This is a genomic window from Bacillus sp. AFS053548 (assembly GCF_002575105.1).
Lineage (GTDB): Bacteria > Bacillota > Bacilli > Bacillales > Bacillaceae_G > Gottfriedia.
The window spans coordinates 54,856-67,456 of sequence record NZ_NUHI01000001.1 but is presented as its reverse complement, the minus strand read 5'-3'; the positions used below and the strand labels follow the sequence as shown (position 1 = coordinate 67,456).

Here is a 12,601-nt window from a genome sequence, read left to right as displayed (position 1 = left end):
AATCGTTCTACCTAAAATTACGAATTCAGTCTATTCACAATCGTTTCTATTACGCCAGCTGCCCCTGCAATAGCTAACAAAATGATGATGAACTCTCCCACATGTGGAAAGAACACATATATTAATAGTAAAAACGCTGTACACCAAATTCCGCTACACCAAGTACAACTTAATAACTCACCAAAAAAGTATTGGATTCCACTTCCTTTAATCTTTGTATAAGTAACAGGCATCCCATTCTCTTCAAGAGTTATTTCATCAATAAAAGGTCTTCTTAGAAAAGCTGTTATTTTATCATGAACAACTAAACGAGTCAATCGAAAGCTTGCCAAAATAAAGATAAATAGCAACAACCAACTTATATCCATGTTAAGTATGGGGACAAGGGATATGGATGCAAGGGGTAAATAATCTCACTTCCTTACCCTACATTTATGCTCCTCTAATCCCTTCCAACCCTTCTCCTCCCCTTTTCTTTTTTACTCTCCCTATTCCCCTCTTCAGATTTAATCTCTTCTTTGTCTTTCCTGCTTTAACTGTACTACTTTGCTCCTAAGCCCATTTATCTAAAAAAGCAAAAATCTTCAGTAACCGTTTTTCGCCTGCTTAATATCATAGTAATGTAATATCCATCTAAAGTGATAAGGAGTGAAAATGATGAGTTGCAAAGACAACCACGACAAAAAAAGAAACCATTGCGTATGTGACGTTGTAAAATTCATAAATGATCTACAAGATTGCGCAACAAACACTTGCCCAACAGGTTGTGACGTTCCATTCTTAGGTGCTAACCCTAATGTACCACTTGCAAATACTCGCCCTTTCCTATTGTATTTAGCAAACGGTGAATTATTTAGAGTACCAGCATTTAATAATAATATGATGGCAGTAATGGCTCAAAACCGTGATGGCGGAGATAACCAAAACAACAACAACAAAAACGCTCAAGTCAACAATTGCCAAGATACAGTTGTTTTCCGTGTTGAAAGTGTAGACGAAGATTGCTGTGCAGTATTAAGAGCATTAGTCCCTGTTAATCAAAACCAAGGCGGCGGCGGAAACAAAAACAACCAAAACACTTTCTGCGAATTAGTAGAAGCTGAAATGTTTGTTGCTTCAAACACTTGTGTAACTGTTGACTTAGATTGCTTCTGTGCAATCCAATGCTTACGTGACGTACACGTTTCAAATCTGTAAGTTTAATGTAAACTAAAAAACTATGGGTGGTAGATCATGTATCTACCACCTTTTTAACGCCTTAAATTCCTACCATTTGAATACTTACAATACTTTGAATATCCAATTCAATATCATTAATTTTTGAAGAAACCTTAATTGAAACCTTTCCTTCGTTGTAACCCATAATATAGCCAATATATAAATCTTTATTTGTTCGAATTCGGCACTCAACTTTTGGAATATAATGAGGCTTATTTATCATAAATAAAACTTTTTCTTCATTCGTCATAGCTTTAAATGGTTTTTTCATCCAAGCATTGTCTGCTTCGACTTGTTCTTGTTGTTCTTCTTGTTCTTCTTGTTCATCTAAATTCACAACATCTTCTAATTCTTCTACGTCTTCTACTTCTGCTAATTCCTCTAGTTCTTCCACTTCCACGTATTTAGAAGCTACATATTCTTTATCCTTTTGTTTTTGATCCTGATTATTTACTTTGACCACATATGAGTGTTGTACATTCAACTTGGCTTCTTGAAAATCTGGCTGCGCAATATATAATAATGGCTTTACACCCTCTTTAGACTCTTTTCTTGCCATTGTTGTTCCTCCCTCGTAAGTGTGCTCTCATAAATTATATGAACAGACAATATTTATCATGTTACTTTTTTCTCAATCAAGTAACCTACAAATTTAATCGAAATACGTAATAAACGCCTATCAACACTTGACTAATTTTGAACATATTCATCTAAATTGGACAAATATCCTAGTACAAACAATTGACAGGGCACATATAAATACATTGTAACCGCACAGAAAAAACAAGGAGCGATGAAAAAGTGAATAAAGAATTATTCTCAGTATTCGTAGGTAAAGGAGTTAGAATTGGTCGAGGAGGTCATGAATCTAAAGAAGGTTTATTAATTGGTGCATTTGGAACACATATTGCTCTTTTTACAGAGGCTGAAGGTGTAATTTACTTCCCTTATACTCATATTAAAAGCGTAACTTCATTTGCTAAAGGTAAATTATCTTATGATGAAATGTACAATACGATTGAATTATTACCAAATGAGAGTTTTGTAGACTTATTAAATTCTCAAGTTAGACAATGGGTAAAAATTAATCGCGGTGGCCACGACAAAGTTGAAGGCATTCTTCTTGATGCAAACCATGATTATGTAGAAATTTCTTTTAACGATGAACTAGTGTATCTTGCTACTTATCATGTAAAAAGTGTAAGTTTCGGTGAAAAATTTGAAGTTTACGAAAGAAGTAATACGACAAGCCAAACATTAAGAAGAAGAAAATAATGTTTAGAAAGGTCGTTTTATGAAATAAAACGACCCTTTTTTTATAAAACTTTGATCCTCGATGCCATTCTAATTATGTAAACCCATTATAAAGTACTTTGAAACTATACTTAATTTTGAGTGGTAATCTATAAATCATTGGAAGTATGCTGCTATGAACTAACTGATCTAACTATAAAATTTAATAATCTTTTTTCATTCATATAAGACAGGCACTATCTACCTTGCCAACCTTTAAATGAAATGATTGATTTTATTTAGACAAACTATCTTCCTAATCGATATGCCCATATTAATAAAAATTGAAAATCCTTTTTCAGAAATAAACATGTCTGAATATTAATGATTTATCTTTTTAAGAAAGGAGAAAATCATGGCAAGTTTCAAAAATTTTCTCAACAAACAAGTTACAATTGAAATATCCGGTAACAGTAATGTTGATGGAATCTTAATTGAAGTTGGAAATGATTTATTAGTTGTTTTCAATGGTGAAAATTTCCTTTATATTCCACTACTTCATATTCATAACCTTAGTGAAATTACACTCGAAGAATCCTTTGGTATTGTTCCTTCCCTCCAAGAATTAGAACACGAAAAAGATGAGTTATCTTTACGTAAAGTATTAACTGCTGCCAAAGGGATTTTTGTAGAAATTAGTCTATCAAATAATCGTTCTTTTCATGGCTTTATTACAACCATCATGAATAATTATTTTGTATTCTATTCACCGATTTATAAAATCATGTATATATCCCTCCAGCATTTAAAGTGGTTAACCCCTTATCTCACAGAAAAAACCCCTTATATGTTAAGTAATAATTTATTACCTGTTAATCCTTCTAATATCCCTCTAGCACGTACGTTAGACGTTCAATTAAATAAGTTGATTGGTGAATTAGTCGTAATGAACAGTGGAGAAAATTACGAATATATAGGTAAGTTGAGTTCTATTGACTCAAATTTCATAGAGTTGACTACATCTAGAGGAGAAAGCAAATTAGTAGGTCTGCGTCACTTAAAATCAATTTTTATTCCGTAAGAATTAATAAAATTAAAATGCCACATTTACAATAAAAAGTGCCTAGTTATGATCATCATAAGAAGGCACTTTTTTTATTTGATTAATGTCAGGTTAATTTCCCTAACAGAATGTTTACCCATATAAGGAAGAACGCTTATTTCAGCTGTTGAAAAACAATCTTTAATTAATTATCAAATTATTGTAAAAGGAGTAGCGTGATGTTGATTTCCATTACGGGATGCTCGCTTTCCATGGGGCGCGATTCTTTAGCCTTCCCGCTTATCCCATATGAGTTGAGCATCCCTCCATTCCAATCAACTAATTCATCAAAAAAAGTTTACGATAAAAACCTATAATTTAATATCCTTTACTTAGTGTAATCTAACAGAATATTAATAAGTTTGTAAGTCAATTGAGATTGAACATCAACTTATAAACCAATCATTTAAATCTACATCAATAATGATCCACTTTATTCTGTTTTCCCTATAGACCGTTTTATATTTTATCACTCTGTATTTACTCATAACCTTTTATGAGTAAGTAATTTCTATCTTCTTACTGTTTTACTTACTCATGACCACAATGACCACTTATGAGTATGTTATTTAAATACAAAAAAATAGAAGCCATTTAGACTTCTATTATTCTAACTCTTTTTATCCCATTATATGGTATCCTGAATCAACATGTATGTTTTCTCCAGTAATACCTCTTGCTAAGTCACTAAATAAGAATAAAGCAGAATCTCCTACTTCTTCTTGTGTTACGTTTCTACGTAACGGTGCTTTTTCTTCGATCTCTTTTAAGATTGTATTAAAGTCGCCTACTCCTTTTGCAGAAAGCGTACGGATTGGTCCTGCAGAGATTGAGTTAACGCGAATATTGTATCTCCCTAAATCGTTCGCTAAATAGCGTACAGAAGCTTCTAGAGCTGCTTTAGATACACCCATTAGGTTATAGTTTTGCATTACACGCTCTCCACCTAAGTAAGTTAGCGTAACAATGCTTCCACCTTCAACCATTAATGGTTTTGCTTCACGAGCTACACCTACTAAAGAGTAAGCACTAATGTTTTGTGATAATAAGTACCCATCACGGCTTGTGTCTACAAAATCACCTTTTAGATCCTCTTTATTTGCAAAAGCGATACAGTGTGCTACACCATGAATTGTGCCAACTTGCTCTTTAATTGATGCAAAGCATTTTGCTAAATCTTCATCACTAGTTACATCACATTGAACTAAAAGATTGTTAGGATTTTCTAGTGAGTCAGCTAATTCACGAACACCTTTTTCTAATCTTTCATTTGCGTATGTAAAAATTAAATTTGCTCCCGCGCTATGTAATGATTGTGCAATACCCCAAGCGATACTACGGAAGTTTGCAACACCCATAACAACAAAAGTTTTTCCTTGCAATGAAATCATATCATTCATCTCCTTTATTATTAGTTATTAGTACTAGATACTAAAATAGTAGCACAATTACCATGAATTGAAAATAGTAAAGTTATTATAGCTTTATCCACATAAAGAAAACTCGTCGACTGACGAGCCTTTTAGGCGAAGTCAGAGGCGTAGTTGCACTTATACTTTATTCCTAGAATTGGCTACCACCTCGAGTACTATTCCTAGCTGCCAATTTATATTTTAAAGTGAAAAATATAAATATAATAGTTTATTTAAAAAGAGTTTATAGTTTTGAATTCCTTTAAGGACGAAAATAAATTATAATGATGATTGTCGTACATTAAAAGTGCCTATTTAAAAGCATACTAATAAAACTTATTATAGAGAGGTGAGGACATGAAGGAAGACCGTACATCTCCCTTTCAAATTGATTTCAAATTACTTTTTATCCTTTTTTGTATTGCAACTGTTAGTTATCTTGCAATTACTAGTGCAATGCCAAGCCTTCCTGCAAATCTAAGAAACATCAATTTCGCTGGACAACAAATTAAATGGTATATCATTGGACTTGTTGGTATTGCCTTTATTATGATTATTGATTTTGATCGATATAAAAATGTTATTTGGTATATGTATGGTTTTGGACTACTCCTACTACTTGGATTAGAACTGCATATTCCAGGTGCTAAAACCATCAAAGGTGCAACGGCATGGTACACATTACCTGGTATTGGTAACTTCCAACCATCTGAATTAATGAAAATTTTTATGATCATTATTTTAGGAACAATTATTTCGAGACATAATGAAATGTACGCTGTCCGTGGAAAGAGAGAAGATATTTTACTTTTAGGTAAAATATTCGGTATTTCATTGCCTCCTCTACTACTGATTGCGAAAGAACCTGACTTAGGAAATACAATGGTTATGTGTGCAATTATCGCAACAATGATTTTAATTTCTGGAATTCGTTGGCGCTATATTCTTGGACTAGTTGTATTAACGGTTGGCCTTGGTGCTTTCATGGTTTATCTATACTTTTATCATTTTGAATTTTTCACATCGCATGTGCTCGAGGAATACCAGTTAAATCGTTTTTACGGCTGGTTAGCACCGTATGAATACCCTTCTCAAGGTTATCAGCTTACTCAGGCATTAATGGCAGCTGGTTCTGGTTTACTTACAGGTAAAGGGTTCCATAACGGTGAAGCATACTTCCCTGAACCACATACAGATTTTATTTTCACAGTAATCTGCGAACAATACGGGTTCATAGGAGCAAGTGTAGTAATTTCATTATTCTTCTTATTAATTTATCGAATGATTCATATTGCTTTAGAAAGTAACGATAAATTTGGTAGTTATCTTTGTGCTGGTGTAGTCGGAATGTTTACTTTCCAGATTTTCCAAAATATTGGTATGACGATCGGTCTACTACCGATTACAGGGATTACTCTACCATTCGTAAGTTACGGGGGAAGTTCTCTAGCAACTAATCTTCTAGCAATTGGATTCATCCTTAATGTAAGATCTAGAACAAATAAGTATATGTTTGATTGATAGAGTAGAAATACAAAAAAAGACAGGGGTAAAGATCTAATGAAGATCTTTACCCCTTCTTTTTTTATATTAGCAATCCCCTTATTGGAAAGTTCTTTTACGCTGCTTTTTTGGGGCATACTACGATTATTACTAGTTGAAATAACAGACTAAAAGGATTGATAGGATGAAATACGACATTATAGGCGATATTCATGGTTGTTATAATGAATTTGTTGAATTAACTAAAAAACTTGGTTATTCGTGGGAGAATAATATACCCGTTCACCCTGAAAATCGAAAGTTAGTTTTTGTTGGTGATTTAACGGATCGTGGACCTAATTCGCTTGCGGTTATAAAAGTAGTATATGAACTTGTGATGAAGCATAAGAAAGCACATTATTCACCAGGGAATCATTGTAATAAACTTTATCGGTATTTTCTTGGTCGCAATGTAAAAATTCAACATGGACTTGAAACAACAGTTGCTGAATTAGAATCAGTTAGCGGTAAAGAAAGGAATCATTATCAAGCATCGTTTAAAAAACTATATGAAGGCTCCCCACTTTATAATGTTTTAGACAATGGAAAACTAGTTGTTAGTCATGCTGGTATACGTGAGGATATGATCGGTAAACATTCAAATAATGTTAAAACATTCGTTTTATATGGGGATATTAATGGAGAAGTGCTCCCAAATGGGATGCCTGTAAGAAAAGATTGGGCTAAAGAGTATAAGGGTAAAGCATTAATTGTTTATGGTCATACTCCAATTAAGGAACCAAGAGAATTAAATAATACAATTAATATTGATACTGGCGCCGTCTTCGGTGGTAAACTAACAGCATTTTCGTATCCAGAACATAAATATACCCAAGTACAATCTTCAATGCCATACATTGAAGAAAAATTTAGTTTTTACGAAGAAAAAGAGAGTAGAGTTTAGAAAAATAGATACAAAAAAAGTAGGTTTCTGATCGGAACCTACTTTTTTGCTGATAATGTAAGCGCTCACTTATCAGCTTAATATATTAGTCTCTTCCATCCCCATGGAGAAACACTACATACTAAAAATAATCTATTATTCATATATTGTCAATAAATTATACAAAATTTAGACAAATTTATTACTTGACATTCACGACTCCAATAACCTCTCTACATCAGCAGGTAAAGCGATTTCAAAGTTTTTTTCCGTATGATCAATTGGATGAACAAATGACAATTGATAACTATGCAACGCCTGCCTTTTTAATCGATCAGTATTACCTCCATATAAATCATCCCCGATTAACGGATGTCCAATCGAAGACATATGCACCCGGATTTGATGTGTTCGACCCGTTTCTAATTCTAATTCAACAACTGAGTAGTCCCTATTTACTAAAAGGACCTTATAATGTGTGATTGCTTCTTGCCCCTCTTCAGAAACAATTCTCTCGATAATACTATCACTTTTCCTAGCAATCTTTGCTCGTATTACCCCTTCTGTATCATTCATTTGCCCATGAGCTATTGCTAAATATTTTCTTTTTACATTTTTTAATTCATTTTTCGAAAACAAATAATGAATATAACGATTTTTGGCAACTAGCATTAAACCCGAAGTGTCTTTGTCTAATCGAGTTACAATATGGATAGTCGATTGGAGCCCAATCGTTTGATAATAAAATAATAATCCATTTGCAAGTGTACCCTTAGGATGCTCTCTAGAAGGTATACTTGGTATTCCAAAAGGTTTATTGACGACTAATACAGCATCATCTTCATAAACAATTTCAAAAGGAATTTCTTCAGCTATAAGTTCCTCACTTGGTTTCTCGATTGGAAAATAGATTTGTACAAGATCTAATTCTTTTAACATCGTACGGACAGTTTTTTCTTCACCGTTTACTGTAATTTTTCCACCTTGAAATTTTATATCTGTGAGAGCACGTTTAGAGAGCTCCTTTAATTTAAGAAACTCTCTAAGTAAAATTCCATTATGCTCTTTTTTTACTTCCCATGATAAACTAAATTGCTTCATATTTTTCACCATATTATTTAACAAAAGAATCAACGACACGCTTCCAAAATGGAAAAGGTCTAAAACGTGCAAATCGTACTTTTTCATGAGCTACTCGACATTGAATCGATTTAACATCTTGATGTACGATTGTTTTATGATCTAATGTAATTTGAAAATTTGCGTTTCTTACAGGTTTAAGTAAGCAAGTATGATGTTTAGGTAAAACAAGAGGTGAACCAATTGTACGAAAAACTCGATTATTAATTGAAGCCATCTCAGCAATTTGAATCGCTTCAATTGATGGATGAATAATTGCTCCACCAAGTGCTTTATTATACGCTGTACTACCTGAAGGTGTAGAAATACAAAGACCGTCACCTCTAAATGTCTCAAAATGCTGACCTTTTATTTCAACATCAATCACTAATGTACCTTCAAGACCTTTTATCGTACATTCATTTAAAGCTAATGTTTGCATTTCTTTTCTTCCATCCTTATAACGGATGATAACTTCCAATAAAGGATATTCAACTACTTGAAATGGAGTCTTAGCAATTGCAATAACAAGCTTTTCTACCTCACTTGGTACCCAATCAGCGTAAAACCCTAAATGCCCAGTATGAACCCCTACGAAAGATACTTTATCGAGAAGATGAGTGTAATTATGAAAAGCATGAAGTAAGGTCCCGTCACCTCCTACAGATATAGCAATTTCAGGCTCTTCTTCATCAAATTTAAAATTAAAACTCTCTAAATAATCTCTCATTCGTTTCGTCAGTTCATTGGACTCTTGATCGCCCTTAGACATAATTACGAATTTCATTTTCTCGCCCTTTCCTTATTGGTCGTTTTTTTTCGAAAACTCTGCTTGCGCCTCTTGAATCTCTCCTCTAATAAGGGACATTTCTTCATCTAATAGAAACGCTGCTTCAGCTGCTCTTTGTAATCGTTCATGAATATTTTCAGGATATTTCCCTTTATACTTATAATTTAAAGAATGCTCTATTGTTGCCCAAAAATTCATCGCAAGAGTTCTTATTTGAATTTCAACTAAAACTTTTCGTTCACCTTCAATTGTTTGAACTGGATATTCAACAACTACATGATAGGAACGATACCCGCTATTCTTTTTATTTGTAATATAATCTCGCTCTTCGACAATTGTAAAATCTTTACGTTTACGAAGAAGCTCCACTACATTTTTAATATCCTCTACAAATTGGCACATCATTCTAAGACCGGCAATATCCTGTAATTCAGTTTCTAAATTTGCTAAAGGAATTCCTTTTCTTATTGTCTTATTAACAATACTGTGAATAGGCTTAACTCTCCCAGTTACAAACTCAATTGGGGAATGCTGATTAGTTTCTTCAAACTGTTTTCTAATCCCTTTTAACTTTATTTTCAATTCACTTACTGCTTGTTCATAAGGTGCTAAAAAACTTTCCCATTGACCATTCATCCAATCACCACCAACTTACTTCTCTTCTAAAAATGCACTTTGAACTTGCTTAACAAATTCTTCTCCATAGTTAAAATTACCTTCAACATTTTGGATTAAATAAGTTAACTCTTCATTCCAATTATTTAGTGAAAGACTCTTTTCAGCGACCTTTAAAAATACGTTTAAATTTTGATCATTTGCTTTTTTCAAGTCCGACCAATGCTTATAAGGCACTGTAACATATACAAATTCTTCATTTTCTTCTAATATATACAATAGTGAACCTTGGTCTGAGTCTGCAATCATTGTTCCTACTTCATGACACTGTTCTAAATTCATTTTTGTATCGTCTATTAACAGAAACAAACCATCTTCATTTATATTTATTCCATTTATTTCAAGCATTTTTCTCATCACTAAAACCTCAACCTTTTTAATGTATGTATTTTATTTAAATTTGACCATTTCTATTGTAACATATCAAATCGAAAATAGACGAAGACTAGCACATTCAATAACAAAAATAATACTAAAAATAAGGAGCTAATTATGGCTAAAGAAATTGAAATTGAATTCAAGAACTTATTAACAAAAGAGGAGTTTGAAAAGCTTAAATCGTATTTCCAAGTTAGCGAGTCAAGTTTCCAATCACAAACTAATTATTATTTTGAGACACCTGATTTTACAATTAAAGAACATGGTGGAGCGTTAAGAATCAGAAATAAGTCACTAACTTCATTTACATTAACTTTAAAAATAAAACAAGCAGTCGGACATTTAGAAATTAATCAAAAAATTAGTGAAGCTGAAGCAACAACTATGCTAAAAACCTACGTTCTTCCAGATGGAGAAGTAAAAGATTATATCAACGAAGTAAAATTAAACTTAAATGCCCTAGTATTAATAGGTGACTTAACAACAAACAGAATAGAATTTCCATATGAAAATGGACTATTAGTTTTAGACCATAGTACATATTTAAATCACGAGGATTATGAGTTAGAATTCGAAGTTTCGGACGAAAACATTGGTAAACAACAATTTATCAATCTATTAGAAAATCTTCAAATTCCTCAACGTAAAACATTAAATAAGATTAGACGTTTTTTTAATGTTAAACAAGGAAATCAAGCTAACTGACCTATGAGCTAATAACTCAACGCAAATAGTTACTTTCAAACGCCGGAGAAACCTAAAGGGTATAATTCGGCGTTTTTTAGTATGTAGCCGATTTTTTCAATCGTTTTATTGAAAGTTAGCAGATTTCGTTCAACTTTTAACTGATTAACTAAAGTTAAAGCTGTTTTGTTAGTTTGCCTTTTGAAAATAACTACTTTTGATAAATTTATGCCTTTACCGGTATGGGTATTAATTTCTCTTATTTGCTATTCCTGTGGTTTTAATTGCAGTATTGTTATTTTTATTTGCGATTCTCCAATTTTATTTGCAGTTCTAACATTTTTATTTGCGATTTTGGAATTTTATTTGCAGATCATACCTTATTTGCACAGATTATCTCCTTATTTGCAGTTCTCTAATCCATATTTGCAGACCAGACTTTTTCCTCGGTTCCGTTTCACAAATTTATAATGCGATCCGCTCAGACTTCTGGCCCCCTTTTTACTTCCTTACTCAAATGAATTAAGGAAATATTAATAGATTAATGAAAAATAGTGCATCATATTTGAAATATTAACTATCCGTTGCTACAATACCATTAGAGAATAAACGTGTTATATCTTACAAATTAATTTTCAAGTCTGTTATAGTACGGACTTATGAATTGCATTAAGGGTGAAATATATGAATGACAAACAATATAAAAATGAATCAATCACGCTTCCCGAGCAGAATTGTACAAAAAAATCGATTGAATTGTATGTATTCATAGATCCACTTTGTAGAAATTGTTGGGATTTTAGTACAATTTTAAAAAAGTTTCACTTAGAATATGGCCAATATTTTTCATCTACTTATATTCCAGTTAATCGATATTACACAACTAAAAAACTATTAGAAAAACGACCTTCTCAGCTTGCATTCGTATGGGAGAAGACAGCTAGCAGATCGGATATCCTTTGCGACGATCACTTATGGATTGATAATAAAGAACTTTACCCATACTACTCTGCAATTGCATTAAAAGCAGCTGAGCTTCAAGGTAGAGTAGCTGGCGTTAACTACTTAAAGAAGTTACAAGAATATTATTTCTTGAAGGATTTAGACATTACAGATCAAGATGTTCTTATCGAATGTGCTAAAGATATAAATATTGATGTAAAAGAGTTTATGGAGGATTTACACAGTACCCACTCTATTAAAGCTTTGCAATGTGATATTAAAGTTACGAAAGAAATGCATGTAACTGAAATTCCAAGCGTTGTATTTTTTAATGAAAATATTGAAGAAGAAGGTTTGAAAGTTTCTGGTTTTGAAAGCTATCAGACTTATGTAAAAATATTAGAACTAATGACTAATACAAAGTTAGAAAAACGAGAACTACCTGATTTAGCTGAATTTATTAAATTCCAACCATTTGTTACGATTAAAGAATTATGTATGATTTACGAACAATCAACTCAATGTATGGAATTAGAATTAAAAAAATTAATCCTACGTAGAAAAGTTAAGAAAATTATTCAAAAAGATCAAATTTATTACCAGTATGTTGTTTAAGAAACAAA

14 protein-coding genes are annotated in these 12,601 nt (G+C 32.4%); 7 read left to right on the top strand and 7 right to left on the bottom strand.

Going from position 1 to position 12,601, the window contains the following annotated elements:
- Window positions 1-17 precede the first annotated feature (17 nt).
- Window positions 18-368 carry a DUF1360 domain-containing protein gene (locus CN946_RS00330; RefSeq protein ID WP_098859391.1) on the bottom strand — a complete coding sequence of 117 codons (351 nt, stop codon included), beginning with the start codon at window positions 366-368 and terminating at the stop codon, window positions 18-20.
- 289 nt (window positions 369-657) lie between these two features.
- On the opposite strand from CN946_RS00330, the gene CN946_RS00325 reads away from it, so the two are divergent.
- Window positions 658-1,197, top strand: a complete 540-nt coding sequence (locus tag CN946_RS00325) for a CotY/CotZ family spore coat protein (RefSeq protein ID WP_098859390.1) — start codon at window positions 658-660, stop codon at window positions 1,195-1,197.
- A gap of 61 nt (window positions 1,198-1,258) precedes the next feature.
- Here the strand turns inward: CN946_RS00325 and CN946_RS00320 are convergent, their stop codons facing one another.
- On the bottom strand, window positions 1,259-1,777 hold the full coding sequence (locus CN946_RS00320; protein ID WP_098859389.1) for a CotO family spore coat protein: 519 nt from the start codon (window positions 1,775-1,777) through the stop codon (window positions 1,259-1,261).
- 242 nt (window positions 1,778-2,019) lie between these two features.
- On the opposite strand from CN946_RS00320, the gene CN946_RS00315 reads away from it, so the two are divergent.
- Together CN946_RS00315 and CN946_RS00310 are read left to right on the top strand one after the other, a co-directional pair.
- Complete coding sequence (locus tag CN946_RS00315) at window positions 2,020-2,493, top strand: hypothetical protein (protein ID WP_098859388.1); 474 nt, start codon at window positions 2,020-2,022, stop codon at window positions 2,491-2,493.
- Window positions 2,494-2,866: 373 nt separating this feature from the next.
- Window positions 2,867-3,532: a DUF2642 domain-containing protein gene (locus tag CN946_RS00310; protein WP_098859387.1), complete on the top strand. Its 666-nt coding sequence runs from the start codon at window positions 2,867-2,869 to the stop codon at window positions 3,530-3,532.
- 641 nt (window positions 3,533-4,173) lie between these two features.
- On the opposite strand, the gene fabI is transcribed toward CN946_RS00310, so the two are convergent.
- On the bottom strand, window positions 4,174-4,944 hold the full coding sequence (fabI, locus tag CN946_RS00305; protein WP_098859386.1) for an enoyl-ACP reductase FabI: 771 nt from the start codon (window positions 4,942-4,944) through the stop codon (window positions 4,174-4,176).
- A gap of 378 nt (window positions 4,945-5,322) precedes the next feature.
- Here fabI and CN946_RS00300 point away from each other — a divergent pair, with 378 nt between their 5' ends.
- Together CN946_RS00300 and prpE are read left to right on the top strand one after the other, a co-directional pair.
- Window positions 5,323-6,486 (top strand): FtsW/RodA/SpoVE family cell cycle protein, encoded by a 1,164-nt coding sequence (locus CN946_RS00300; protein ID WP_098859385.1) that lies wholly within the window; start codon window positions 5,323-5,325, stop codon window positions 6,484-6,486.
- 166 nt (window positions 6,487-6,652) lie between these two features.
- Window positions 6,653-7,411: a bis(5'-nucleosyl)-tetraphosphatase PrpE gene (gene prpE, locus CN946_RS00295; RefSeq protein ID WP_098859384.1), complete on the top strand. Its 759-nt coding sequence runs from the start codon at window positions 6,653-6,655 to the stop codon at window positions 7,409-7,411.
- A 192-nt stretch (window positions 7,412-7,603) separates the two neighbouring features.
- Here the strand turns inward: prpE and CN946_RS00290 are convergent, their stop codons facing one another.
- The 4 genes from CN946_RS00290 to CN946_RS00275 are packed head-to-tail and all read right to left on the bottom strand — an operon-like array spanning window position 7,604 to window position 10,331.
- Window positions 7,604-8,491, bottom strand: a complete 888-nt coding sequence (locus CN946_RS00290) for an RluA family pseudouridine synthase (protein ID WP_098859430.1) — start codon at window positions 8,489-8,491, stop codon at window positions 7,604-7,606.
- Between the two features lie 13 nt (window positions 8,492-8,504).
- Complete coding sequence (locus CN946_RS00285; protein WP_097973651.1) at window positions 8,505-9,296, bottom strand: NAD kinase; 792 nt, start codon at window positions 9,294-9,296, stop codon at window positions 8,505-8,507.
- 15 nt (window positions 9,297-9,311) lie between these two features.
- Complete coding sequence (gene yjbM, locus CN946_RS00280) at window positions 9,312-9,935, bottom strand: GTP diphosphokinase (RefSeq protein ID WP_097973653.1); 624 nt, start codon at window positions 9,933-9,935, stop codon at window positions 9,312-9,314.
- A 15-nt stretch (window positions 9,936-9,950) separates the two neighbouring features.
- Window positions 9,951-10,331 carry a UPF0738 family protein gene (locus CN946_RS00275; RefSeq protein ID WP_098859383.1) on the bottom strand — a complete coding sequence of 127 codons (381 nt, stop codon included), beginning with the start codon at window positions 10,329-10,331 and terminating at the stop codon, window positions 9,951-9,953.
- Window positions 10,332-10,466: 135 nt separating this feature from the next.
- On the opposite strand from CN946_RS00275, the gene CN946_RS00270 reads away from it, so the two are divergent.
- Both CN946_RS00270 and CN946_RS00265 read left to right on the top strand, forming a co-directional pair.
- A complete protein-coding gene (locus CN946_RS00270) occupies window positions 10,467-11,057 on the top strand; it encodes a CYTH domain-containing protein (RefSeq protein ID WP_098859382.1) in 591 nt (196 codons plus the stop codon).
- 663 nt (window positions 11,058-11,720) lie between these two features.
- On the top strand, window positions 11,721-12,593 hold the full coding sequence (locus tag CN946_RS00265; protein ID WP_098859381.1) for a DsbA family protein: 873 nt from the start codon (window positions 11,721-11,723) through the stop codon (window positions 12,591-12,593).
- Window positions 12,594-12,601 lie beyond the last annotated feature (8 nt).

Coding starts and splice junctions, on each gene's coding strand:
- CN946_RS00330 (WP_098859391.1), bottom strand. CDS start 368: ATGGATATAAGTTGGTTGTTGCTATTTATCTTTATTTTGGCAAGCTTT.
- CN946_RS00325 (WP_098859390.1), top strand. CDS start 658: ATGAGTTGCAAAGACAACCACGACAAAAAAAGAAACCATTGCGTATGT.
- CN946_RS00320 (WP_098859389.1), bottom strand. CDS start 1,777: ATGGCAAGAAAAGAGTCTAAAGAGGGTGTAAAGCCATTATTATATATT.
- CN946_RS00310 (WP_098859387.1), top strand. CDS start 2,867: ATGGCAAGTTTCAAAAATTTTCTCAACAAACAAGTTACAATTGAAATA.
- fabI (WP_098859386.1), bottom strand. CDS start 4,944: ATGATTTCATTGCAAGGAAAAACTTTTGTTGTTATGGGTGTTGCAAAC.
- CN946_RS00300 (WP_098859385.1), top strand. CDS start 5,323: ATGAAGGAAGACCGTACATCTCCCTTTCAAATTGATTTCAAATTACTT.
- prpE (WP_098859384.1), top strand. CDS start 6,653: ATGAAATACGACATTATAGGCGATATTCATGGTTGTTATAATGAATTT.
- CN946_RS00290 (WP_098859430.1), bottom strand. CDS start 8,491: ATGAAGCAATTTAGTTTATCATGGGAAGTAAAAAAAGAGCATAATGGA.
- CN946_RS00285 (WP_097973651.1), bottom strand. CDS start 9,296: ATGAAATTCGTAATTATGTCTAAGGGCGATCAAGAGTCCAATGAACTG.
- yjbM (WP_097973653.1), bottom strand. CDS start 9,935: ATGAATGGTCAATGGGAAAGTTTTTTAGCACCTTATGAACAAGCAGTA.
- CN946_RS00275 (WP_098859383.1), bottom strand. CDS start 10,331: ATGAGAAAAATGCTTGAAATAAATGGAATAAATATAAATGAAGATGGT.
- CN946_RS00270 (WP_098859382.1), top strand. CDS start 10,467: ATGGCTAAAGAAATTGAAATTGAATTCAAGAACTTATTAACAAAAGAG.
- CN946_RS00265 (WP_098859381.1), top strand. CDS start 11,721: ATGAATGACAAACAATATAAAAATGAATCAATCACGCTTCCCGAGCAG.